Here is a 22,320-nt window from a genome sequence, read left to right as displayed (position 1 = left end):
ACCTCAATGCGTAAAATGTTTCTTTTATCGGCGCTTGCCCTGGCTGTTGCCGGTTGTGCAAATTACCAGGGAAACCCGCAAGTGCGTGATATTGGCGAGGTAAAGCGTAACCTTGAGGCCGGCGGTCAGTACAGGGTGGAGCAAGGGGATACTCTCTATGGTATTGCCTGGCAGCAAGGCCTGGATTATCGCGAGTTGGCAGCTCTCAATGACATTGAGCCACCCTATAATATCTATCCTGGCCAGCAGCTTGCGCTGCAGTCGTCAGGCGCAGGCGTTGACCCGGAAGCAGCGAAGGCATCGCAGTCTGCGTCGCCCGATGATGGTGATACGGCTGATACCGCCGGTGCAGTGGCGACAGGCCTTGGCGAAACGCCTGTGCAGGCGGCCGCCAGCGTTCAGGAAGTGGACTGGTTGCTGCCGGATGACGCCGCAACCGAGGCATCCCGTCAGAATGACAAGGCGAGTGATAAACAAGCTGAAACACAGGAGCCAGAGCCGCTAGAGACTGAGTCACAAGCATCGCAAACAGACGCACCTGAAAGGCAAAAGCCAGAAGAGAAAGAGGAGCCAGAGACTCAGTCTGAACCTGAAACCGAAACCGAAACGCAGGCGGATGCCGCACCCAGCCAGACGGCGTCAGTAGATCGCAGCGACCGGACGTATACGCCAGCAGAGACTATTGAATGGCAGTGGCCAGCAGAAGGTGATGTTGTTGGGACTTTTGGTGAAGGCGGAAGCACTACTGCCGGGATTGATATCGCAGGACAAAAGGGGCAATCTGTAATGGCAGCTGGGCCTGGTGTTGTCGTGTATGCGGGCAGCGGTGTGCGAGGTTATGGCAACCTTATATTGATCAAGCACAACGATGAGTATCTATCTGCCTACGCTCACAATGACACGCTGCGAGTAAAGGAAAATGATGTGATTGAAGGCGGGGAAGTTATTGCCACCATGGGAAACAGTAGCTCTGACGAAGGGGTAAGGCTGCATTTTGAAATACGAAAGGACGGTAAGCCGGAAGATCCTTTGACGTATTTACCAGGGCGGTAATCATTCTGTCAGCATGCTGAGTGCATCATTCAGGCCTGGCCCGGTGCTCATATCGGGCCTAAAGCTTGGTTCACAGGGTACATACTAATAATTGCGACTATAAAACCAGCCTCTAGCGTTTCGTGCGTCAAGCAGAAGTTTGCATCTTCGGGATATCAACGCTCATATCTGAAATGATAGGCCCGGTGGCATAAACATGGTGAGATGATGGGGGAAAGCGATGAGCATGCTGGAACAGGATCTTCAGGATATAGACCTGAATGCCGTGGAAGAAGCCCTGGGTGAGGCGGATGAAGAGACGGTTGCTGCCGAGGAAAATGCCTTCGAGAAAGCCCTGGGGCGGGAGGGTAAAGCGCCTCGTCAAAGCCTGGATGCGACCCAGATCTATCTCAATGAAATCGGCTTTTCGCCGTTACTGACACCGGAAGAAGAGGTTTATTACGGCCGTCTGGCACGCAAGGGAGACCCGCTTGGCCGTTCACGGATGATCGAGTCCAATCTGCGTCTTGTGGTCAAGATTGCGCGGCGCTACCTGAACCGCGGTCTGACGCTGCTGGATCTGATCGAAGAGGGCAACCTGGGGTTGATTCGGGCCGTCGAGAAATTCGACCCTGAACGTGGTTTTCGTTTCTCGACCTATGCCACCTGGTGGATCCGCCAAACCATTGAACGGGCCCTGATGAATCAGACGCGCACCATTCGTCTGCCGATTCATGTTGTCAAAGAACTCAATATCTATCTGCGCGCTGCGCGCGAGCTGACTCAGAAGCTGGATCACGAGGCGACGCCGGAAGAAATCGCTGAGCACCTGGATAAACCGGTGGAGAGCGTCAAGAAGATGCTGGGTCTGAACGAGCGGGTTTCCTCGGTGGACTACCCCATGGGCGGTGATAGTGATAAACCCCTGCTGGATACGTTGACCGATGATGAAGATCATGGGCCTGAAGCGCTATTGGTTGATGGGGATGTAAAAGCCCATGTGGATCATTGGCTGAGTGACTTGAGCGAAAAGCAGTGTGAGGTGGTGGTTCGGCGTTTCGGGCTGCGGGGGCATGAAGCAGCGACGCTTGAAGATGTTGGTGCGGAAATCGGCTTGACGCGTGAGCGCGTTCGCCAGATCCAGGTAGAGGCACTCAAGAAATTGCGCCGCTCGCTGGAAAAGCAGGGCCTATCGCTGGATGCTATTTTCGAAAGTTGATCGTGATCCAGGCCTGACGTTTTGCAGGGTTCAAAAGACTGCCTGTTACTCGCCGCCATGCGGGTACGGGTGTGTATAATGGTTTTCCAGGTTCAAATCGAGAGCCGTCACGCCATTGGCCCGGCTTGCCCCTGATACTGTTAAAATCCTGTTGTGAGCAAGCGTATGCGCCCCCTAGTGGCTGAAATCGACCTTGGTGCCCTGCGTCATAATTACCGTCTGGCCCGTGAGTGCGCACCGCACAGCCAATCAGTGGCTGTCATCAAGGCGGATGCTTACGGCCATGGTGCCATTGAATGTGCCCGTGCGCTTGAAGGTTTGGCACCGGCCTTTGCCGTGGCCAGTACCGAAGAAGCACTTGTCCTGCGTCACGCAGGCATTCAGTCGCCGATCGTACTACTTGAAGGTATCTTCGAGGTCTCGGAGCTGGCGCTGGTGGATGAACATCGCCTATGGATGGCGGTGCATACCGACTGGCAGCTGGACGCACTGCTGGCATTTAAACCGCGCCAGCCAATTCCGGTATGGCTGAAAGTCGATTCGGGTATGCACCGCCTGGGGTTTTCCCCACCACGTGCCGAGCAGATATGGCAGACACTTTCACAGGCTCCTCAGGTGACAGCGTTGCACCTGATGAGCCATTTTGCCACTGCTGATGCTGAAGATACTGACTACCTGCAATACCAGATGACAATGCTGCAGGCGCTGGCAGCGCGTCTGGATGCGCCTATGTGTCTGGCCAACTCGCCGGCTACCCTGGCCCATCCTGTTGCCCACGGCCACTGGAATCGGCCCGGCGTCATGCTGTATGGCAGTGACCCGCTGGAAGTGGCCAACGCCACGTCGCGCCAGTTGGCTCCGGTGATGACATTACGTTCGGAAGTGATGGCGATCCGCGAGCTGGAAGCAGGCGAGCCGGTAGGGTATGGCGGTCGTTGGCGAGCGCCAGGGCGTGCGAAAGTGGCTGTGGTGGCGGCCGGTTATGGTGATGGCTACGATCGTCATGCCATTGACGGCACCCCAGTGCTGGTGAATGGCCAGCCTGCCAGGATTGCAGGCAAGGTCTCCATGGATATGCTGACCGTGGATGTCACCCATGTACCTGATACGCGAATCGGCAGTGAAGTGGTGCTGTGGGGGCGGGCGGCCAATGGAGCGGTATTGCCGGTTGATCATGTCGCCCGCTATTGCGACACCATCAGCTATACACTGCTGACCGGTGTCCTGCCGCGCGTGCCGCGTCGCTACCACCCTTGTCCGCCTTCTTCACCCACTGCAATGTAATCAGTCATGGCCAAATCTGCTTTCTCACCTGCCTATTTTCATCCCCGCTACTGGCTCACCTGGTTGGCGATAGGTGCCATGTATACGGCGGCCTGGTTACCATGGCCGATGAAAATCGGGTGTGGCAAGGCCATTGGTCGCCTGGCCTGGCGGTTGGCGAAACGTCGCCGACGGATCACCGAAACCAATATCGCTTTGTGCTTTCCTGATAAGACGGCCGTTGAGCAGGCAACGCTGGTTAAGGAGACGTTTCTTGCTAACGGCATTGGTTTGATCGAGACGGCCACTGCCTGGTGTCGGAATGCGGAAGACCTGCGCCATCGAGTGAGCCGAATCAACCAGGATCATCTTTCCAGAGCGCTGGTACACAAGCGTGGTGTCCTGGTGATTGGCATCCACTTTTCGACGCTGGACCTGGGGGGCGCCCTGCATTCGCTGTTTTACCCAGCGGATGTGGTTTATCGGCCGCATAACAACCCGCTGTTTGATCATTTCATGACCCGAGCACGTTCGCGTACCTTTGGCCGTACCATCGACCGCCATGATCTGCGTGGTGTGGTGCGTCATCTTAAAGCCGGGCGTATCGTATGGTATTCGCCGGACCAGGATTTCGGGCGTGATGTCAGCGTATTCGCACCTTTCTTTGGCCAGCAGGCCGCGACCATCAAACTGACCGCCAAGATTGCCCGTATGACCGGTGCGCCGGTAGTGCCAATGATGTTCCACCGCAACCCGGATAACCGCTCCTATACCATCGAGTGGCTTCCCGCGCTGGAAAATTTTCCCAGCGGTGATGAAGTGGCTGATGCTTCTCGCATCAATACCATCATTGAGCAGGCAATTCTTAAGCACCCTGAGCAGTATCTGTGGCTGCACCGCCGCTTCAAGACACGTCCGCCAGGCGAAGAGAAAATCTATTAGGTTGCATTGTCTGAGCAGCCATTGACAGTCCCTCGCTTGCCAACGCGAAAAGCCGGGACCGCCATACGGGAGACCCGGCTTTTCAGATCATGGTAGTGCTATGAAGCAAACCCTAGGACATGTTGCGGGAATAGAAAATTTCCAGCATTTCCTTGCGCAGGCGGCTTTCGATATCGCGGGCTTCCTCAAAGGTGATATCGCGCCGTGAGGTGCCAAACAGGTAATTATCCAGGTCGAAATCCTTGAGCAGCATCTTGGTGTGGAACATGTTTTCCTGGTACACGTTCACATCAATCATCTGATAGGCCTCTTTGGTATCGTTCGCCAGATAATCCTGAATCGAGGTGATCTCGTGGTCGATAAACAGTTTTTTGCCATCTACATCACGAGTAAATCCGCGTACCCGATAGTCCATGGTGACAATATCGGAATCAAAACTGTGGATCAGGTAATTCAAGGCCTTCAGCGGGCTGATATGGCCACAGGTAGAAACATCAATATCCAGCCGAAACGTGCTGATGCCATTATCCGGATGGGATTCCGGATAGCTATGCACCGTGACATGGCTTTTATCCAGGTGGCCAACCACGGTTTCTGGCAGTGGGCCGGGGCCGGGTTCTATCTGCTCCAGAGCTGCTTCCTCCAGCTCATGCTCTGCGATCAGAATAGTGACGCTGGCCCCGTGTGGCTCGTAATCCTGACGGGCGATGTTCAGCACATGAGCGCCAATGATATTGGTCACATCCTTGAGAATCTGGGTCAGGCGTTCAGCGTTATATAGCTCATCGATATAATCGATATAAGCAGACCGCTGCTCTTCGGTCTTGGCATAACAGATGTCATAGATATTGAAGCTCAAAGAGCTTGTCAGGTTGTTAAACCCATGGAGTCGGAGACTATCTGACATGTCCGAACCTCCTTATGGCGGATGAAGACACCCCGACGAGCCTGCGCCGGAACCGGTTGACTTGTTGTGCGGTTAAACGCCGTTAATCACAAGCGCGCGTATTATGCCCAGCTGAGCGACATGATGCACCCAGCAAGTCATTATTTTGTGTTGAAAACATTTCAGGCAGCGAGGATTTCAAAGGAATGCGTGATATCTACGCCGCCGTTGACCAGCATGATAGAGGCACTGCAGTATTTTTCAGCCGAAAGTTCGACCGCCCGCTGCACCTGTTTTTCCTTGAGGCTGTTGCCGGTCACCACGAAATGGACGTGAATACGGGTGAATACCGAGGGTGTGCTGTCGGCTCGTTCGGCTTCCAGTTGGGCGACGCAATCGGTGACATCTGCCCGAGCTTTATCGAGAATATTCAGCACATCAAAGGCGGTGCAACTGCCCATGCCCATTAGCAGCATTTCCATTGGGCGCGGACCGGTGTTGCGCCCACCGTGGTCCGGTGGGCCGTCAACGACCACGCTGTGACCGCTGCCAGATTCGGCAACAAACTGACGACCATCTGTCCATTTAACGAGTGCCTTCATTGGTAAGACTCCATTGGTTGAGGTGTGGTGAGACGTGAAGATTGATGGTTTATTGACGGTTGAGCTGCCGGTCAAGTGCCTTGAGCCGTTGGGGGGTGCCAACGTCGACCCAGTGTCCATTGAAGTGTTCACCGCTGACACGCCCTTGCTGCATGGCGTCTTTTAATAGAGGTGCCAGGGCAAAAGCCTCCAGGGGCTGCTTTGCCAGCAGTGCTGGATGAATAATGCTCAGGCCTGAAAAGGTCAGCTTTGGCTGGCCTGACACCTGAATGCGGCCATTAGCCAGATTGAAATCGCCCTCTGGATGGTGCGCAGGGTTATCCACCAGCATCAGATGGGCAAGATCATTACCCTGCAGGACTTGCTGCTTGGGCAGTGCTTCGCACCATACATCGCCGTTAAGCAGTAAAAAAGGGGTGTCGCCGAGCAGGGGTAAGGCCTTGCGGACGCCACCCCCGGTTTCCAGAGGAGCGTCTTCGCGGCTGAACTGCAAGCTGAGCCCGAACTGGCTGCCGTCACCCAGCGCCCCCATGATCTGATCAGCCAGATGGCTGACGTTAATCACTACCTCCTGAATGCCCGCCTGCTTAAGGCGATGGAGGTGATGCACAATCAAGGGTCTGCCAGCCACGGGTAACAACGGCTTAGGGCAGGCATCGGTCAAGGGGCGCATCCGTTTACCCAGGCCGGCCGCCAGTATCATGGCCTTCATGTTGACTCCATTGAGGCGGCTTCAACGCAACGCTGAACAAGGGCCGGACGCAATTGTTCACTCACCCAGTGAGCGAAGCCAGCATGCTCTGGCAGGGCTGCAAGACTGTCTTCCAGATGATCAAGAAAGTGCGGTAGACGGGCCAGATAACCCGACTTGTGATCACGCAGCGTCAGACGGCAGAAAATGCCCAGTACCTTGAGGGAGCGCTGGGCGGCCATGGCCTGACACTGCCCCAGGAAGGTGACGTCGCGGGTGCGAGAGGTCAGGCGCCCATCCTGACGGGCACGCCGGTAAAACGCGTCAACCGCAGCAGCAAACTCCTCGGCATTGAAGCGCCAATAGCGTCCCCGCAACAGGGAGATCATATCGTAGCTCAGCGGGCCAGCCACAGCATCCTGGAAATCAATCATATACAGCTTGTCGTGATGCACCATCAGGTTCATGGCATCGAAATCCCTGTGAACGCTGACAACCGGTTGCGACAGCGCCTGTTCAATCAGGGCGTGGCGGAGTGCTGGCCACTGGCTTGGAGCGGGCATGGCCAGCCATCGCTCAAGACACCAGATCGGGAAGAGGTCCAGTTCACGGCCCAGCAGGTCGCTATCATAGCGGGGCAGTGGTTCAGGGGAGGCACGATTCTGTAATTCGCCAATCAGTGCCAGTGCATTGTGGGTGTGGTGGTGAACGCTGGCCGAATCTTTAAAACGCTGCTGTAGTGGCGTGTCGCCCAGATCTTCCAGCAGCAGAAAACCTTCTTCCAGATGGCTGGCAAACACATGCGGAACCGGCAGCCCACCGGCCTGCCACTGCTGCGCGATGTTGACAAACGCGGTGGAGTCCTCCTGGCCGGGCGGGGCATCCATGATTATCCGGGTGTTGCCATCCGGCAGTGTCAGGCGATAATAATGCCGAAAACTGGCGTCCCCCCCTGCCTCCTGCAGATTGATTTCATCCATATCAAGGCCGTGCTGCTGGGCAACCCAGCGGGTAAGGGCGGTCATCCGCAATGAAGACATGCAAGCTCCTGGCTGGTCGGGCATTATGCTAGCTGTATAATACCGTTTCTCGATGCCAAGGATAATGATTATGGGCCAGCGAATTTTGCGGGCTATGCCAATGGCACTTGCAGGGGGGCTTCTGGCGGGCGCTGCAACAACATCGGTTGCCCAGCCGGCAGAAGCCAACCGCCTGGACTGGCAGCCCTGGGCCGAGGAAGAGGCACGCCGCCAGGTATGCAGCGGGCGTTATGTCATGCCCGCCTACCGGTTGCCCGAAGGCCGCAACTTGCGTGAAATCGGGATTGAAACGGATAGGTCCGACTATGCCGCTGATGGCGAGGCCTTGTTGCAGGGAGACGTTGTTCTGCGTCAGGGTGACAGGGAACTTCAGGCAGAAAGGCTCTTTGTGCCCGTCAATCGTGAACGGGTTGAGGCGCAGGGTGATTTCGAACTGCGTGATGGCAAGGCGCTGCTGCGCGGGGAAGAAGCCACCGTGTACCTGGAGCAGGATCGCGGCTCGATTGAAGACAGTGAGTATGTGCTTTATGAACAGCGCGTCCGCGGTGAGGCCCGCCAGCTGGAACAACTGAGTGAGCAGTCCTACCGCCTGAGGGAAGCCAGTTTTACTACCTGTGAGCCTGGTCAGGACAGTTGGCAATTGGTCAGTGGTGATATTCGCCTTGATCAGGCTGAAGGGTTCGGGGTTGCCCGTCATGCGCGGTTGGAAGTCAAGGGGGTGCCAGTCTTCTACTGGCCCTGGCTACGCTTTCCGATTGACGACCGTCGTCAGACGGGGTTGCTGTCGCCATCGGTCAGTTTTTCCAATCAGCAAGTCGATTATACCCAGCCGTTTTACTGGAATATTGCACCCAATCAGGATGCCACCATTACCCCGCGCTGGCTGAGTGATCGCGGGCTATTGCTGGGCGGTCAATATCGCTACCTGACTGATCAATACGGCCGCGGCACCCTGGAAGGCGCCTGGCTCAACAGCGATAATGGTGGCTCCGGGGGGGATGCCAACCGCTATGAAGGGCAGGATCGCTGGTATCTGGATGTCCAGCACAGTGGACGTATCAGTGCCGCCAGTGCGTACCGGTTACGCTACGGCGCAGCAAGTGATGGACGCTATTTTAACGATTTCAGTGATAATTTCGGATCCAGCGAGCGTTCCGGTATGGAGCGGCTGGCCCAGGTGGATTATCAGGGTGAACGCTGGCGCCTGGATGCCCGCATGCAAGGCTATCAACGTCTGGACGATCCACTCAGTGACAGCGACAAACCTTTCTATCGCCTGCCCAGCCTGACCGCAGCGGCCAGTTGGACCGGAGATGCCGGCCAGTATGCCGAATGGTACAGTAATGCGACCTATTTCTGGCGGGATGTGGATCAGCGCGACGTACCGATTCGTGAAGCGGCCAATGGCAGCCGGGTGCACCTGGCGCCTGTCCTGGGCTGGCGCTATGAAAAACCCTGGGGCTATCTGGCACCCCGCGCTGAGCTTTGGCATACCGCCTATGCCCTGGATTACGGCAGCCTTCAGACCTCACGGGATACATCGCCTGATCGCAGTGTGGCCATCACCTCCGTTGATGCCGGCCTGAACTTTGAACGCGAACTGGCGCTGGGCGGGCGCGGTTACCGCCAGACCCTGGAGCCCCGCCTCAACTATGCCTTTGTGCCGCGCACGGATCAGGTAGACATGCCGGAGTTTGACAGCCGCGAGCGGGCATTTTCGTGGGATCAGCTGTGGTCACCCAAACGCTTTTCCGGTAATGACCGAGTGGGGGATCTCAATCGCCTGTCGGTCGGGCTGGAATCGCGTCTGATAGAAAATGCCAATAGCCAGGAGCACCTCAGTCTTGGCGTTGGCCAGAGTATCTATTTCTCTGACCGGCGAGTGGGGATCGACGGCAATGACCAGTCGCTGCCCCAGCAGCCGGATACCAGTACGAACGTCAATCCAGAACGCTTTTATCAGGCGACTCGAGACCGCTCACCTCTGGTTTCCCGGCTTGAGTGGCAGATCAACCAGCGCTGGAGCACATCGGCCGAATGGCTTTATGATGATCAGCGGGAACGTACTGAGCGATCGGGCGTCGATATTGCATACCGACATTCCGATGGCCACGTGGTGAACCTGGGCTACCGCTGGGAAATCGAAGGCTTCGACCCGGCGCTGGACCGGGGTGACGATAATTTTCGTGATTACAACCGCGAAGAGTGGGACCTGTCCTTCGCCTGGAAAGCCAACCCCGGGATTGACCTGATTGGCCGCTACCTGCACGACCAGACCAACAACCGTGCACTGGAAAAGCTCGCCGGCGTACAATGGAACAACTGCTGTTATGGCCTGCAGCTGGTCTGGCGAAGCTGGGTAGATGACAACGACACGGCAAAGGTTGTTGATGACTTTAACGACCGTGGCCTTTTCCTGCGCTTTGTACTTCACGGCCTGGGTGGCGTCGGGCAAGACGCAGACAACTATTTTGAACGCACAATTCCTGGTTATCGCCCCTCGGCGCTTTAACTGTTCAGGACTCAAGAAAGAGACCGTTTAAATGATCCACAATGCAAATACGTCAACCTTCATCCATTCAATGACAGGCACGCGTGGCAAGCGCTGGCTGCGCCGGGCGAAACACCTTGCCTGGGGGAGTGTATTATCGCTGCTGGTGGGGGCGGGTACCCTGGTGGTGTCTTCCAGTGTGTTGGCCCAGTCATTTTCAGGCGGTGAACGCCAGATGCTTGATCGCATCGTGGCGGTGGTAAACGACAGTGCCATTATGCGCAGTGATCTTGACAGGCGCCTGGATCAGGCGATCAACCAGATCAGTGCTCAGGGCGAAGAGGCTCCAGGCCGCGACGAGATAGAGGAACAGGTACTGGATCAGATGGTGCTGGAAGAAATCCAGCTGCAAATGGCACGTGATGCCAATCTGAGTATTGATGATACCGATCTTAATCGTCAGGTGCGCAATATTGCCGAATCCAATGACATGACGCTCCAGGCATTTGCTGACCGTCTGGAAGCAGAAGGTACCAGCCTCGCTCAGGTGCGTGAAGAAATTCGCCGGGAAATGCTCACCCGGCAGGTGCAGCAGCGTCAGGTGGGGCAGCGGGTGTCAGTCACTAACCGTGATGTCGAACGTTTCCTTGAAGAGCGCGGAGGGGATGTCAATCAGGCCGAGACGCGCGCGCGTCATATTCTGGTCGGGGTGGGCTCCGGGCGCAGTGAATCCCAGGCGCAGGCCTTTGTCGAACAGGCCATGGCCCGGCTGGAGCAGGGGGAGTCCTTTGCCACTGTGGCGCGTGAAATGAGCGACGATCAGGGGAGTGCAGTCAATGGCGGTGATCTTGGCTGGTTACGTCCCGGGCAGACAGTACCTGAGTTTGATGAAGCCATGAGTGAACTGGACGTGGGTGAGGTGTCTTCGCCGGTACGCTCGCAGTTTGGCTACCACATTATTGAAGTGCTGGATCGTCGGCGCTCGTCGGTTAGTAATCAAGATATGCGTGAACAGGTTCGACAGGCCATCTTCCAGCGCCGTGCCAATCAGGAAGTGGATACCTGGAAGCGTGAGATTCGTGAACAGGCCTTTGTGGAAAAGCGGCTCTGATGGTGGTACAAGCGTCTGCCTCAATGGCCTTGCCCGTCGCGATTACCGGTGGAGAGCCCGCAGGTATTGGCCCAGAACTGGTGTTGATGCTGGCGGCCTATAACCAGTTGCCTGGCAACTGCGTCGTGATTGCGGATTTCCATTTGCTTGAAGCGAGGGCTGAAGCGCTGGGCTTGGCAGTCACTCTGTTAGCTTGCCAGCCGGGCGATCCAGTGCCTGAAGGCGATCGCGTCCTGGCCGTCTGGCACTGCCCCTTGGGAGCGCCTTGCCAGCCAGGCGTCTTGAACCCGGCCAATGCGGGTTACGTGATAGATACCCTGCAGCTTGCCGTTGATGCCTGCCGCAACGGGCAGGCCGCGGCCATGACTACCGCCCCCCTGCACAAGGGCGTGATTATTGACGGGGGCTATACGGGGTTCACCGGCCATACGGAATGGTTGCGTGATGCCTGTGACAAGGAAGAAGTGGTGATGCTGCTGGCCACTGATGATGCCCTGCATACCCGAGCCAATGGTTGGCAACACAATGGCAGCTTGCGCGTGGCTTTAGTAACCACTCACTTACCGCTGCGAGCGGTGGCTGATGCCGTCAACGCTGAACGTATCCGCCGAGTCTGCCGCATTCTGACTGAGGGCCTGACCCGCCAGTTCGGGATTGCGGCCCCCAGAATCGCGGTGTGTGGCCTGAACCCCCATGCCGGCGAGGACGGCCACCTGGGCCGCGAAGAGCTGGACATCATTATTCCCACCCTGGCGGCACTCCAGGCAGAAGGGCTGGATGTGCGCGGGCCTTTTCCGGCCGATACCCTGTTTACTCCACGTCATCTGGCCGAAGTCGATGCAGTACTGGCCATGTATCATGATCAGGGTCTAGCCGTGCTGAAATACGCAGGCTTTGGTAGTGCGGCCAATATTACCCTGGGCCTGCCGATGGTGCGTACTTCAGTGGACCACGGTACAGCGCTTGATCTGGCCGGGCATGGCATGGCATCGCCGGATAGCCTAAAAGTGGCCATTCGTCTGGCCCGCCAATTGGCGGATACCCAGTCGGCCAGTCAATCTTCATGATCAACCTCTGGAACCCTGTTTAATGTCTCAAGTCCCGCAGCACCGCGCGCGCAAACGTTTTGGCCAGAACTTTCTACGCGACCCGGGTATCATCGGGCGCATTGTTCGCGCGATTGGTCCGCGTGACCAGGATCGCCTGGTAGAAATCGGCCCCGGCCAGGGAGCGCTGACCGAGCCGCTGCTGGAAGCCACCGGCAAGCTGGAGGTGATCGAGCTGGATCGTGACCTCATTCCCGGCCTGCGGGTCAAGTTTTTCAACTATCCGCAGTTCGAGATCCATGAAGGTGATGCGTTGACCTTTGATTTTGCCGCCCTGAAAGGCAGCGGTCCAGCACTGCGGGTGGTGGGCAACCTGCCCTACAACATCTCCACGCCCCTCATTGTGCATTTACTGCAGGCGGAAAGCGCTGTGGCGGATATGCACTTCATGCTGCAAAAGGAAGTGGTCGAGCGCTTGTCCGCCGAGCCAGGAGGCCCGGACTGGGGTCGGCTGTCGGTCATGGCGCAATACCATTGTCAGGTCGAGCAGCTGTTTATCGTCCCGCCGGAAGCCTTCGTGCCGCGCCCCAAGGTGGAGTCTGCGATTGTTCGCCTGACGCCACATGCAGTGATTCCCCATCCCGCCGACGATACCGAGCAGCTGTTTGCGCTGGTCAAGATGGCGTTCGGCCAGCGGCGTAAAACGCTGCGCAACAACTTCAAGGGCCGGGTAAGCGCCGAAACTCTGGAAGATATTGGTATTGATCCGGGGCGTCGTCCCCAGACCCTGAACGTTGAGGAGTATGTGCGGATAGCCAACCGCGTGACGGCTGATGATGCGGTGCAAGGCGGTGAGTCGTGAGTGTGCTTGATATCCATGTCTCTGTGGTGAGCCACTACCTGGCGGACGAGTCGAATGCGGGTCAGGGACGTTATGTGTTCAGTTATCGGGTGACTCTTGATAATAAAAGTCCGCACAGTGTGCAGCTGCTGGCGCGCTACTGGAAAATTACCCAGGGTAGCGGTGAGCATCAGGAAGTCCGTGGTAAGGGCGTGGTGGGCCAGCAGCCTCTGATTGGTCCGGGGCAGCGCTTTCGCTATACCAGCCGGGCGATTCTTCAGACGCCGGTCGGCACGATGGAAGGTACCTACACCTTGCTGGATACCTCGACCCAGCGTTCCTTTGATGTTGATATCGCACCCTTCCGGCTGGCAATACCGCTGGCGATTCACTGATTCCCCATTGCGCCCTGTTACATCCCCTATCAACAAGGAGTCATGATGAGCACTTATGTGATCGGTGATCTTCACGGCAGTCATGCAGCGTTTGTCGGCCTGATGGAAAAGCTCGCTTTCAATCCAGCGCATGACTGCCTGTGGCTGGTGGGGGACCTGGTCAATCGCGGCCCCGATTCGCTGGAATGCTTGCGTGAAGCTCGCCAGCTGGGGGGTGCCGTCCGCTGTGTGCTGGGCAATCACGACTTCCATCTGCTGGTGGTCGCGCGCGGCAAGGGTAAGCTGCGTAAAAAGGATACACTGGAGGCAATTCTCGACGCCCCGGACCGTGAGCCTCTGCTGGACTGGCTGCAGCAGCAATCGCTTAGCGTCAGAAAGGAGTCGACCCTGATGGCCCATGCGGGCATTCTGCCGCAGTGGTCAATGTCACAGGCTGAGGCTTTGGGTAAGGAAGTGGAAATGGCGCTTCGCAGTGAGCATTCGGGCGCCTTTCTGGCCGAGCTTTTCGGCGATCAGCCTGACCGCTGGCAGGATTCTCTGGAAGGTATGGACCGTCTGCGCTGCATTGTTAATGTGATGACCCGAATGCGCTTTATCTCACCCCGGGGGCGCCTGGATTTTGCCGCCAAACAGGGGCTGGAAAGTGCGCCGGAAGGTTATGCCCCCTGGTTTCAGTACCCCCGTGAGGACAACGCTCATCTGCTGTTCGGTCATTGGGCAGCGCTGAACGGGCAAACTCCAGGCGCTCGGATCCCGGTAGATGCGCTGGATACCGGCTGCGCCTGGGGGGGAAGCCTGACGGCCCTGAAACTGGAAAGCGGTGAGCGTATCGCCGTTGCCAACCAAAAGAACGGCACAGAATGAGCGGGTTTTTTCTGGATCAACGCCTTAACGGGTTGAAGGTCTATCGGGTTGGCGGTGCGGTGCGCGATGCGCTGTTGGGCTGGCCAGTGTATGACAACGACTGGGTAGTGGTTGGCGCGACGCCCCGGGAAATTCAGCGCCGGGGGTTCAAGCCGGTCGGGCGGGATTTTCCGGTCTTTCTGCATCCGGATACGGCAGAAGAATACGCCCTGGCGCGAACAGAGCGAAAGTCCGGCCATGGCTATAGTGGTTTTGAAGTTCATGCCAGTCCGGAGGTGACCCTGGAAGAGGATCTGGGTCGCCGTGACCTGACGATCAATGCCATGGCTGAAGATGCTGCCGGCCAGCTTATCGACCCCTTTAATGGTCAGCAGGACCTGGCGGACCGCCTGTTGCGTCATGTCTCGGCGGCGTTCAGCGAAGACCCACTGCGGGTTCTTCGCACCGCACGCTTTCTGGCCCGCTATGCAAGCCGTGGTTTTCAGATTGCCGCACCCACGCTTGAGCTGATGACAAAGGTCAGCGAAAGCGGTGAGCTAACCCACCTGGCCGCGGAGCGCGTCTGGGTGGAAACCGAGAAAGCGCTGGGCGAGCCGACACCGCAGGCATATTTCGAGGCTCTTGAGCAGTGCAAGGCCCTGCCTGTCTGGTGGCCTGAGCTTGATGATGGCCCTCTGGCACAGGGGCTGGCAGCCATGGCAACGGTGCCGGAAACGGGCGGGTTGGATATGCAGACCCGTCAGGCCCATTGGCGCTATGCGCGACTGGTTTCAGTGCTGACTGACCAGCAGCGTGAGGCCTTGGCCGAACGACTCAAGCTACCCAATGCAGTGGCACGACTGGCGGTTCAGGTGGCACTCACCCAGGGGTACCTGAGCCATTGGCAGCACTCTTATCCCGCTGCTGAGTCGGTGCTGGCCTGGCTGAACCAGCTGGATGCCTGGCGCAAGCCAGCACAGGTAGAGGGCCAACTGGCGCTGGTGGCGTTGTTGGTGACTGATAGACTCGCGGTGATGTTGCATCGGGCCTGGAGAAATGCGGCGGCGATCAGCCCGAGGGCGCTGGTAGACAGAGGCTTGAAAGGCGCTGAGATCGGCCGGGCACTGGAAACCCAGCGCAAGCAAGCGATCGCCGGCTGTCTGGCTGATGCAGGTGCCTGACGGGTGACTCGGTTAGCTTAGCGGGCGGCTGCGTAGGCAAGAGGTCTGTCAGCCTGGGAGATCCGCCGACCTTGCCAGGTAAAATCCACCGCCCAGAGGCGCTGCTCACCCGGATCGAATTGCGCCCATAACGCGGCGTAAGATGTGCCGCAGATCGGATGGCATTGTTCGGGCAGCAGTTCCGCCAGGGGCTGAAGCACAAAGGCGTTATGGGGCACTTCTGCCCTGGGCAGCAAAATGCCGTCCACCGTTCCATGCAGGTTGCCGACCGTCAACAGGTCAATATCCAGGGCGCGGGGGCTGAACTTGGGGGTGTCCGGGCGCCGCCCGTGGCGGGCTTCCAGCGCCTTGGCCCAGGCCTGAAGCTCACCCGGTGCCCAATCGCTGTGCAAGGCGACCACCAGATTGTAAAAGTTGCGGGCGTCCTTGAAGCCTACCGGTTCGCTTTCAAATACCCGGGATATCTGCAGCTCACCAAAGGACTTATACAGGGCGTCCAGGCATAGCCGGATATGTTCGACAGGGGCAATATTGCTGCCCAGGCTCAGGGTAATCAACGCCATCGTCAGGCCTCACCGCGGATGATGGTTAATCCGACACTTTGTGCTGCCGCCACGGCCCCCGGCTTTCGTACCGTCAATTTAACCTGGGTAATCGGAAATTCATCGCGCAGTATCTCAATGAGCTTCTCCGCAAAGGTTTCAATCAGGGCAAACTGGTGCTCGTCGGCAAAATGTTGGATGCGTTGTGAAATCGCCGCATAGTCCAGGGTCAGGCTGACATCGTCACGGGTGGCTGCCGGGCGGATATCCGTGGTCATTTCCAGATCCAGGCACAACGACTGATGAAGGGTTCGCTCCCAGTCATACACGCCAATGATGGTATCGACCTTGAGCGCTTCAATAAAAATACAGTCCATAAACTCCCCCCGGCAGTGAGCCAAAATTGTACGTGAGCCACTGATGAAACAACAGCCACCCTGGTCGGAAAACGTTGTGCAAGGGTCGTTTTCAGGCCGTCTTGCAGGCGCTGGGTTCACGCAACTGGTCCAGCGGCCAGCGTGGCGTTGCCTGCATCTGCCCTGGGGCATCGCATTCGCCGGCGGCCAGGCGCTGTGCGCCGACGTAGGCAATCATGGCGCCGTTGTCGGTGCAGAAACGCCCGCGGGGGTAGTAGGCCTTGGCGTTGCGTTTTTCACATTCCACCGCCAGGCGTTCGCGTAGTCGAATGTTGGCGCTGACCCCGCCAGCCATGACGATGCGCTTCAGGCCGGTCTGGTCCAGCGCGCGGCGGCACTTGATGACCAGGGTGTCGGCGACGGCCTCCTCAAAGGCACGCGCCACATCGGCGCGGGTCTGCCCATCCAGAGCGCCTTTTGATTGCAGTTCGCGTAGGGTGGTCAGGGTGTGCGTTTTCAACCCGGAAAAGCTGAAATCAAGCCCGGGCCGATCGGTCATCGGGCGCGGAAAGCGCATGCGTTTGGGGTCGCCCTGTTCGGCAAGCCTGGCGACATGAGGGCCGCCAGGGTAGGGCAAATCGAGCATCTTGGCGGCCTTGTCAAAGGCTTCGCCGGCGGCGTCATCCACGGATTCCCCTAGTAGCTGGTAGCGGCCGATACCCTCAACACTGACCAGCTGGGTGTGGCCCCCGGAGACCAGCAGGGCAACGAAGGGGAACTCGGGGGCATCGTCTTCGAGCATGGGCGCGAGGAGATGGCCCTCCATGTGATGAACGCCCAATACTGGAATGTCCAGCGCGCGAGCCATGCCGTGGGCCGTGGCCGCCCCCACCATCAGCGCGCCCACCAGGCCAGGCCCAGCCGTGTAGGCAATGCCATCAAGCGCCTGGCGGGTCAGTCCGGCCTCGGCGAGCACTTCTTCTACCAGCGGCAACAGTTTGCGGGTGTGATCTCGGGAGGCCAGTTCAGGCACCACGCCGCCATAGTCGGCGTGCATGTCCATCTGGCTATAGAGGGCGTCGGCCAGCAAGCCTTTGCCACCGCTATAGGCGGTGTCGTAAATGGCCACGCCAGTTTCATCACAGGATGTTTCGATGCCGAGTACACGCATGGGGGAGTCCTGACATTATCGGGATAAAATGAAGGATAAGGGCATGAAAACCAAGCATAAGCACGATAACAGTCTGCCCTGGAGCGTCAGTTATAATACCAGCTGGGTGGGTTTTTGTATGCGGTCGATCTGGCTTTTGAGCTGGGATTGTTTGCAAAGTGTTGTATTCACCACTAAACTATTGTGCGCTGTAAAACAGGTCCGTATAAGCTGGGTAGGGTAATCAATGTGCATTACCCGTCCTGCCGATCTACGGGCTATCCGAACTCAAGACTCCTTAAGGTAGGTGAGTGCTTAATGCCTTCTGTAAAAGTACGTGATAACGAGCCGTTTGACGTCGCCTTGCGTCGTTTCAAGCGTTCTTGCGAAAAAGCCGGCGTTCTCTCTGAAGTGCGTCGTCGTGAGAACTACGAAAAGCCGACTGCTGAACGCAAGCGCAAAGCGGCCGCTGCCGTCAAGCGTCACGCGAAGAAGCTTCAGCGTGAGCGTAAGCGTTTCGAACGTCTCTATTGATCCGTACCGGAAGCGTCTTCTTTTCAGAAAGCGCTTCTAGAAGGATGCCAAGCGGCTACCACTCTGGTGGCCGCTTGTTTTTGTTTTGACAGATGTCCGGTTAATGCCTTCATGACAGATAATGAATGAGGGTGGGTGTTACCCAGACAGCTGAAAAAAGCCAGTTTCCCGGAAGCTGTGCATCGACCCAGCGAGTATCCGCGTTTCTATGGCAGGCCAGATTCCCCAGCGCTTCATCGATGATTTGTTGAGCCGCATCGACGTGGTCGAGGTGGTCGGTGAGCGCGTACAGCTTAAAAAATCCGGGCGTAATTATTCTGGCCTTTGCCCTTTTCACCAGGAAAAGTCACCATCGTTTACGGTTAGCGCTGACAAGCAGTTCTATCATTGCTTTGGTTGCGGTGCTCACGGCAGCGCTCTGCGTTTTCTGATGGAGTACGACAAGCTGCCCTTTCCAGAGGCGGTTGAGCAACTGGCCGGCCGGCTAGGGATTGAGGTGCCTCGCGAAGGTGGCGACGATCCCAGAGCCAGGGAGCGAGAGAAAAAACGTGACCAGGGTGTCAACCTGCTGGAGCTGGCGGCAAGCTTCTTTCGGGAGCGGATCGTCATGCAGGAAGGGCAGGCTGCCCAGGCCTATCTGGAACAGCGCGGGCTATCGCCGGAGGTGGTGAAAACCTATGGCGTGGGCTACGCTCCAGCAGGATGGGATGCGCTCAAGACGCACTTATCTGCAAAAGGTGTCAGCGAGGCCGTGCAGATTGAGTACGGTTTATTGATTCACCACGAGGATTCAGGGCGCACCTATGATCGCTTTCGTGACCGGGTCATGTTTCCGATCCGCGATTTGCGCGGTCGGACCATCGCTTTTGGTGGCAGGGTGTTGGGGGATGCCAAACCGAAATATCTGAACTCTCCCGAAACGCCGGTTTTTCATAAAGGGCGCGAGCTATACGGCCTTTATGAGGCTCGTCAGGCACCTGAGAAACTGGAACAGCTGGTCCTTGTCGAAGGTTATATGGATGTGGTGGCGCTGGCGCAGTTTGGCGTTCGAAATGCGGTGGCGACCCTCGGGACGGCAACAACGGAAGATCACCTCAGGCGGCTGTTTCGTATGGTCAGTCGAGTGGTGTTCTGCTTTGACGGTGACCGAGCTGGCCGTCAGGCAGCCAGTCGAGCGCTTGAAACGGTGATGCCGCAGATGATTGATGGGCGTGAGGCGCGGTTTCTGTTCTTGCCGGAAGGCGATGACCCTGATGATCTGGTACGTCGTGAAGGGGCTCAGGCCTTCAGGGATCGCGTGACCTGCGCCATGCCGCTGTCCGAGTTTCTGTTTGAACAGGCGGCGCAAGGGCGTGACCTGAATGCTGTTGAAGGGCGCGAGCGTTTCGCCAGCCAGGTATTGGCAGCGCTGAGCAAGGTGCCCGAGGGCATGTTGCGTTCATTGCTGTTTGAAGAGTTGTCGCGGCGAAGCGGGCTGAAAGAAGCTCAGCTGAATACCCTGCTTCATCAGCAGCAAGCGCGTCGGCTGCCTGCGATGAACCAGCAGGCGTCCAGTGCGTCAGCTGAAAGTGAGTCAGCGCATTCGGCCGTGGCGCCTTTGTCAGGTGTCCAGCGGCGATCAGCCCTGTCACCCATTGAGCGGGTGATCCAGCTGTTGCTGCATGAACCCGTATTGATTGACGTTGTTGGCGACTCGCTGGAATGGTTGCCGGACAATGAAGAGGGCAGCCTGTGCAGGGAGCTGATTATGCTGTTGCAGGCAGGCCGCTTTCGTAGCCCGCAGGTCGTATTGGCGCATTTTCAGGGCAGCACCCAGGGGCAATGGCTGACGGCCCTGGCGCAGCAGGAGCTATTGATACCCCGGGAAACGCGCAAAGCCGAGGTGGAGGGTATCATTGAGCATCTGCAGCAGGCACAGCGCAAACGTTCGCCGGAGCAGGAGTATGCAGCGCTTATCGAGCAGGAAAAGGCAGGAAAAAAACTGGATGCCGATCAGAGACAGCGTCTCGCCCAATTGATCAGGGAGCTGACCCGGCGCTAGAGATCAGCAGGCGGGGTTGAATTCCGCGCAAACATCACCACATAAAGGTCATGTCGAAAGGCACTGGCCGAACAGGACAAACTAACACACCTGAAACACCGCGCAAATATGCCAAGCTGGAAAAATACCCATTGCTAACGCTATACTGTTCGGCTTGTTGGACGTAATACGTCCAGCGTTTCAGGTGCTTCATTCTTCTTCGTCGAGATAGGGTTTCTATGGCTGGAAATGCGCAGCAGCAGTCACGTCTGAAGGAGTTGATCGCGCGGGGCAAGGAACAAGGCTTCCTTACCTATGCTGAGGTCAACGACCATCTACCCGAGGATATCGCTGATCCGGATCAAGTGGAAGACATCATCGGCATGATCAACGACATGGGCATCAGTGTTGTTGAAGAAGCGCCAGATGAAGACACCTTGATGATGTCGGATCACTCCACGGATGAATCCGCTGCTGAAGAAGCAGTGGCAGCCCTGGCTGCAGTGGAAAGCGATGTTGGCCGAACCACTGATCCGGTGCGCATGTATATGCGCGAAATGGGGACGGTTGAGCTTCTGACCCGTGAAGGCGAGATCGAGATAGCCAAACGTATTGAAGAAGGCACCCGTGAAGTCATGTCGGCACTGGCTTATCTGCCCGGTGCAGTGGCATCGATTCTGGATGCCTACGATGCGACACAGGATGAAGAGATGCCAGGGCGTCTCTCTGATCTGTTTTCCGGCTTTATCGACCCTGATGAAGGCATTCCCGGCGTTGCCGAGGCTGAAGTGATCGAGGAGCCGGAAATACAGACCGAGCTCGGCGATGATGATGTCGACGCTGATGACGATGAAGAAGATTCGTCGGCCAACGAGGGTGGTCCGGATCCTGAAGAGGCACGGGCACGTTTCGAACAGATTCGTGAGCAGAATGCGGCCGTTGAGGCTGCTTTTGCCAAACATGGTCGTGGTAGCCCGGAAGTGAAAGCTGAACAGGCCCGCCTGGCAGAGCTGTTCTCGCCGATCAAGCTGGTGCCTAAACACTTCGAGCGCCTGGTCGGGCAGGTGCGTATCAGTGTCGAACAGGTGCGCGCTCAGGAGAAGGCCATCATGCAGCTATGCGTGAAGAAGGCCAAGGTGCCGCGCAAGACGTTCATCAAGTCGTTTCCGGGGCATGAGTCGCAAAAGTCATGGTTGGATGAGTTTCAGGAAGCTTTCCCCAAGTACGCTGACCGACTGGAGCCACTGCGTGCCGATATTGCCCGCTCCCAGCGCAAGATTGCTTTTGAAGAGAGCATGGTTCAGCTCGATGTGGGCGAACTCAAGGAAGTGAATCGCAAGCTCTCCATTGGGGAAGCCAAGGCTCGTCGTGCCAAGAAGGAAATGGTCGAGGCCAACCTGCGTCTGGTTATTTCCATCGCCAAGAAATATACCAATCGCGGCCTGCAGTTCCTGGATCTTATTCAGGAAGGCAACATTGGCCTGATGAAGGCCGTCGACAAGTTTGAATACCGTCGTGGTTACAAGTTCTCGACCTATGCAACCTGGTGGATCCGTCAGGCGATTACCCGCTCGATTGCGGATCAGGCGCGTACTATACGCATTCCGGTACACATGATTGAGACCATCAATAAACTCAATCGGGTCTCTCGGCAGATGCTTCAGGAAATGGGCCGTGAGCCGACGCCTGAAGAGCTGGGCGAACGTCTGGAAATGCCGGAAGACAAGGTTCGCAAGGTGCTCAAAATCGCCAAGGAACCGATTTCCATGGAAACGCCGATCGGTGATGACGACGATTCGCATCTGGGCGATTTCATCGAAGACAGCTCCATGCTGTTGCCGATTGATATGGCCACCGGCGAAGGGCTGGTTGAAGCCACCCGCAACGTTCTAGGTGGGCTGACGGCACGGGAAGCCAAGGTGCTGCGCATGCGTTTCGGTATTGATATGAATACTGACCACACTCTGGAAGAGGTGGGTAAGCAGTTTGACGTGACCCGGGAACGGATCCGCCAGATTGAAGCCAAGGCGCTACGTAAATTGCGTCATCCCAGCCGCTCGGAGCCCCTTCGCTCATTTCTTGATGAATAACGGAATGTACCGGCGGCTGAGTGACCAAGGCCGCCAGGCGTACTG

The 22,320-nt window shown here is 57.3% G+C and carries 21 protein-coding genes; 14 read left to right on the top strand and 7 right to left on the bottom strand.

Annotated elements, in window-relative coordinates:
* Nucleotides 1-6 precede the first annotated feature (6 nt).
* The 4 genes from LL947_RS10965 to lpxL all read left to right on the top strand — a co-directional run bounded on the left by LL947_RS10965 (nt 7) and on the right by lpxL (nt 4,456).
* Complete coding sequence (locus LL947_RS10965) at nt 7-1,053, top strand: peptidoglycan DD-metalloendopeptidase family protein (RefSeq protein WP_499833204.1); 1,047 nt, start codon at nt 7-9, stop codon at nt 1,051-1,053.
* 220 nt (nt 1,054-1,273) lie between these two features.
* Nucleotides 1,274-2,251: an RNA polymerase sigma factor RpoS gene (gene rpoS, locus LL947_RS10960; RefSeq protein ID WP_290822641.1), complete on the top strand. Its 978-nt coding sequence runs from the start codon at nt 1,274-1,276 to the stop codon at nt 2,249-2,251.
* Between the two features lie 165 nt (nt 2,252-2,416).
* Nucleotides 2,417-3,535, top strand: coding sequence for an alanine racemase (alr, locus tag LL947_RS10955; protein WP_499833203.1), 1,119 nt, complete (start codon nt 2,417-2,419; stop codon nt 3,533-3,535).
* Between the two features lie 6 nt (nt 3,536-3,541).
* Nucleotides 3,542-4,456 carry an LpxL/LpxP family Kdo(2)-lipid IV(A) lauroyl/palmitoleoyl acyltransferase gene (lpxL, locus tag LL947_RS10950; protein ID WP_290822645.1) on the top strand — a complete coding sequence of 305 codons (915 nt, stop codon included), beginning with the start codon at nt 3,542-3,544 and terminating at the stop codon, nt 4,454-4,456.
* 112 nt (nt 4,457-4,568) lie between these two features.
* Here the strand turns inward: lpxL and speD are convergent, their stop codons facing one another.
* The 4 genes from speD to LL947_RS10930 form a co-directional block, all read right to left on the bottom strand.
* The gene (speD, locus tag LL947_RS10945) at nt 4,569-5,363 is read right to left on the bottom strand and encodes an adenosylmethionine decarboxylase (protein ID WP_290822647.1); all 795 of its coding nucleotides are present in this window, start codon (nt 5,361-5,363) and stop codon (nt 4,569-4,571) included.
* A 161-nt stretch (nt 5,364-5,524) separates the two neighbouring features.
* On the bottom strand, nt 5,525-5,944 hold the full coding sequence (locus LL947_RS10940; RefSeq protein WP_290822649.1) for an OsmC family protein: 420 nt from the start codon (nt 5,942-5,944) through the stop codon (nt 5,525-5,527).
* Between the two features lie 49 nt (nt 5,945-5,993).
* Entirely contained in the window at nt 5,994-6,656 is a 663-nt protein-coding gene (gene murU, locus LL947_RS10935; protein WP_404413892.1) for an N-acetylmuramate alpha-1-phosphate uridylyltransferase MurU, read from the bottom strand.
* The gene (locus LL947_RS10930) at nt 6,653-7,675 is read right to left on the bottom strand and encodes an aminoglycoside phosphotransferase family protein (RefSeq protein WP_404413890.1); all 1,023 of its coding nucleotides are present in this window, start codon (nt 7,673-7,675) and stop codon (nt 6,653-6,655) included. Before LL947_RS10930 ends, murU begins: the two co-directional genes overlap by 4 nt.
* 70 nt (nt 7,676-7,745) lie before the next feature.
* Here LL947_RS10930 and LL947_RS10925 point away from each other — a divergent pair, with 70 nt between their 5' ends.
* The 7 genes from LL947_RS10925 to LL947_RS10895 are packed head-to-tail and all read left to right on the top strand — an operon-like array spanning nt 7,746 to nt 15,583.
* The gene (locus tag LL947_RS10925; RefSeq protein ID WP_499833202.1) at nt 7,746-10,187 is read left to right on the top strand and encodes an LPS-assembly protein LptD; all 2,442 of its coding nucleotides are present in this window, start codon (nt 7,746-7,748) and stop codon (nt 10,185-10,187) included.
* Between the two features lie 31 nt (nt 10,188-10,218).
* A complete protein-coding gene (locus LL947_RS10920; RefSeq protein WP_499833201.1) occupies nt 10,219-11,277 on the top strand; it encodes a peptidylprolyl isomerase in 1,059 nt (352 codons plus the stop codon).
* Entirely contained in the window at nt 11,277-12,344 is a 1,068-nt protein-coding gene (gene pdxA / locus LL947_RS10915; protein WP_499833200.1) for a 4-hydroxythreonine-4-phosphate dehydrogenase PdxA, read from the top strand. Before LL947_RS10920 ends, pdxA begins: the two co-directional genes overlap by 1 nt.
* A 22-nt stretch (nt 12,345-12,366) precedes the next feature.
* Nucleotides 12,367-13,185 (top strand): 16S rRNA (adenine(1518)-N(6)/adenine(1519)-N(6))-dimethyltransferase RsmA, encoded by an 819-nt coding sequence (rsmA, locus tag LL947_RS10910; protein ID WP_404413882.1) that lies wholly within the window; start codon nt 12,367-12,369, stop codon nt 13,183-13,185.
* A complete protein-coding gene (gene apaG / locus LL947_RS10905) occupies nt 13,182-13,559 on the top strand; it encodes a Co2+/Mg2+ efflux facilitator ApaG/CorD (RefSeq protein WP_404413880.1) in 378 nt (125 codons plus the stop codon). The genes rsmA and apaG overlap by 4 nt, the downstream gene beginning before the upstream one ends.
* Before the next feature lie 45 nt (nt 13,560-13,604).
* Nucleotides 13,605-14,423 (top strand): symmetrical bis(5'-nucleosyl)-tetraphosphatase, encoded by an 819-nt coding sequence (locus LL947_RS10900; protein ID WP_499834417.1) that lies wholly within the window; start codon nt 13,605-13,607, stop codon nt 14,421-14,423.
* The gene (locus tag LL947_RS10895) at nt 14,420-15,583 is read left to right on the top strand and encodes a tRNA nucleotidyltransferase/poly(A) polymerase-related protein (RefSeq protein WP_499833199.1); all 1,164 of its coding nucleotides are present in this window, start codon (nt 14,420-14,422) and stop codon (nt 15,581-15,583) included. Before LL947_RS10900 ends, LL947_RS10895 begins: the two co-directional genes overlap by 4 nt.
* A gap of 17 nt (nt 15,584-15,600) precedes the next feature.
* Here LL947_RS10895 and folK read toward each other — a convergent pair whose 3' ends face one another.
* The 3 genes from folK to tsaD all read right to left on the bottom strand — a co-directional run bounded on the left by folK (nt 15,601) and on the right by tsaD (nt 17,652).
* Nucleotides 15,601-16,146: a 2-amino-4-hydroxy-6-hydroxymethyldihydropteridine diphosphokinase gene (gene folK, locus LL947_RS10890; protein ID WP_499833198.1), complete on the bottom strand. Its 546-nt coding sequence runs from the start codon at nt 16,144-16,146 to the stop codon at nt 15,601-15,603.
* 2 nt (nt 16,147-16,148) lie between these two features.
* On the bottom strand, nt 16,149-16,502 hold the full coding sequence (folB, locus tag LL947_RS10885; protein WP_290822671.1) for a dihydroneopterin aldolase: 354 nt from the start codon (nt 16,500-16,502) through the stop codon (nt 16,149-16,151).
* A 91-nt stretch (nt 16,503-16,593) separates the two neighbouring features.
* Nucleotides 16,594-17,652 (bottom strand): tRNA (adenosine(37)-N6)-threonylcarbamoyltransferase complex transferase subunit TsaD, encoded by a 1,059-nt coding sequence (gene tsaD / locus LL947_RS10880; protein WP_290822673.1) that lies wholly within the window; start codon nt 17,650-17,652, stop codon nt 16,594-16,596.
* A gap of 297 nt (nt 17,653-17,949) precedes the next feature.
* On the opposite strand from tsaD, the gene rpsU reads away from it, so the two are divergent.
* The 3 genes from rpsU to rpoD all read left to right on the top strand — a co-directional run bounded on the left by rpsU (nt 17,950) and on the right by rpoD (nt 22,275).
* Complete coding sequence (rpsU, locus tag LL947_RS10875) at nt 17,950-18,165, top strand: 30S ribosomal protein S21 (protein ID WP_086622362.1); 216 nt, start codon at nt 17,950-17,952, stop codon at nt 18,163-18,165.
* Between the two features lie 208 nt (nt 18,166-18,373).
* Nucleotides 18,374-20,206 carry a DNA primase gene (gene dnaG, locus LL947_RS10870; protein WP_499833197.1) on the top strand — a complete coding sequence of 611 codons (1,833 nt, stop codon included), beginning with the start codon at nt 18,374-18,376 and terminating at the stop codon, nt 20,204-20,206.
* 218 nt (nt 20,207-20,424) lie between these two features.
* Nucleotides 20,425-22,275, top strand: coding sequence for an RNA polymerase sigma factor RpoD (gene rpoD, locus LL947_RS10865; RefSeq protein ID WP_290822686.1), 1,851 nt, complete (start codon nt 20,425-20,427; stop codon nt 22,273-22,275).
* The last annotated feature ends 45 nt before the right edge of the window (nt 22,276-22,320 follow it).

Source organism: Halomonas sp. BLK-85, assembly GCF_044792155.1.
GTDB lineage: Bacteria > Pseudomonadota > Gammaproteobacteria > Pseudomonadales > Halomonadaceae > Vreelandella.
This window is presented reverse-complemented; position numbering and strand designations above follow the sequence as displayed.

Excerpts from the sequence above, each read along its gene's own strand:
- murU (WP_404413892.1), bottom strand. The coding sequence starts at position 6,656 with ATGAAGGCCATGATACTGGCGGCCGGCCTGGGTAAACGGATGCGCCCC.
- folK (WP_499833198.1), bottom strand. The coding sequence starts at position 16,146 with ATGGCGTTGATTACCCTGAGCCTGGGCAGCAATATTGCCCCTGTCGAA.
- folB (WP_290822671.1), bottom strand. The coding sequence starts at position 16,502 with ATGGACTGTATTTTTATTGAAGCGCTCAAGGTCGATACCATCATTGGC.
- LL947_RS10900 (WP_499834417.1), top strand. The coding sequence starts at position 13,605 with ATGAGCACTTATGTGATCGGTGATCTTCACGGCAGTCATGCAGCGTTT.
- LL947_RS10895 (WP_499833199.1), top strand. The coding sequence starts at position 14,420 with ATGAGCGGGTTTTTTCTGGATCAACGCCTTAACGGGTTGAAGGTCTAT.
- LL947_RS10920 (WP_499833201.1), top strand. The coding sequence starts at position 10,219 with ATGATCCACAATGCAAATACGTCAACCTTCATCCATTCAATGACAGGC.
- LL947_RS10925 (WP_499833202.1), top strand. The coding sequence starts at position 7,746 with ATGGGCCAGCGAATTTTGCGGGCTATGCCAATGGCACTTGCAGGGGGG.
- rpsU (WP_086622362.1), top strand. The coding sequence starts at position 17,950 with ATGCCTTCTGTAAAAGTACGTGATAACGAGCCGTTTGACGTCGCCTTG.
- tsaD (WP_290822673.1), bottom strand. The coding sequence starts at position 17,652 with ATGCGTGTACTCGGCATCGAAACATCCTGTGATGAAACTGGCGTGGCC.
- LL947_RS10965 (WP_499833204.1), top strand. The coding sequence starts at position 7 with ATGCGTAAAATGTTTCTTTTATCGGCGCTTGCCCTGGCTGTTGCCGGT.
- rpoS (WP_290822641.1), top strand. The coding sequence starts at position 1,274 with ATGAGCATGCTGGAACAGGATCTTCAGGATATAGACCTGAATGCCGTG.
- pdxA (WP_499833200.1), top strand. The coding sequence starts at position 11,277 with ATGGTGGTACAAGCGTCTGCCTCAATGGCCTTGCCCGTCGCGATTACC.
- alr (WP_499833203.1), top strand. The coding sequence starts at position 2,417 with ATGCGCCCCCTAGTGGCTGAAATCGACCTTGGTGCCCTGCGTCATAAT.
- rsmA (WP_404413882.1), top strand. The coding sequence starts at position 12,367 with ATGTCTCAAGTCCCGCAGCACCGCGCGCGCAAACGTTTTGGCCAGAAC.
- rpoD (WP_290822686.1), top strand. The coding sequence starts at position 20,425 with ATGGCTGGAAATGCGCAGCAGCAGTCACGTCTGAAGGAGTTGATCGCG.
- LL947_RS10930 (WP_404413890.1), bottom strand. The coding sequence starts at position 7,675 with ATGTCTTCATTGCGGATGACCGCCCTTACCCGCTGGGTTGCCCAGCAG.
- LL947_RS10940 (WP_290822649.1), bottom strand. The coding sequence starts at position 5,944 with ATGAAGGCACTCGTTAAATGGACAGATGGTCGTCAGTTTGTTGCCGAA.
- speD (WP_290822647.1), bottom strand. The coding sequence starts at position 5,363 with ATGTCAGATAGTCTCCGACTCCATGGGTTTAACAACCTGACAAGCTCT.
- lpxL (WP_290822645.1), top strand. The coding sequence starts at position 3,542 with ATGGCCAAATCTGCTTTCTCACCTGCCTATTTTCATCCCCGCTACTGG.
- dnaG (WP_499833197.1), top strand. The coding sequence starts at position 18,374 with ATGGCAGGCCAGATTCCCCAGCGCTTCATCGATGATTTGTTGAGCCGC.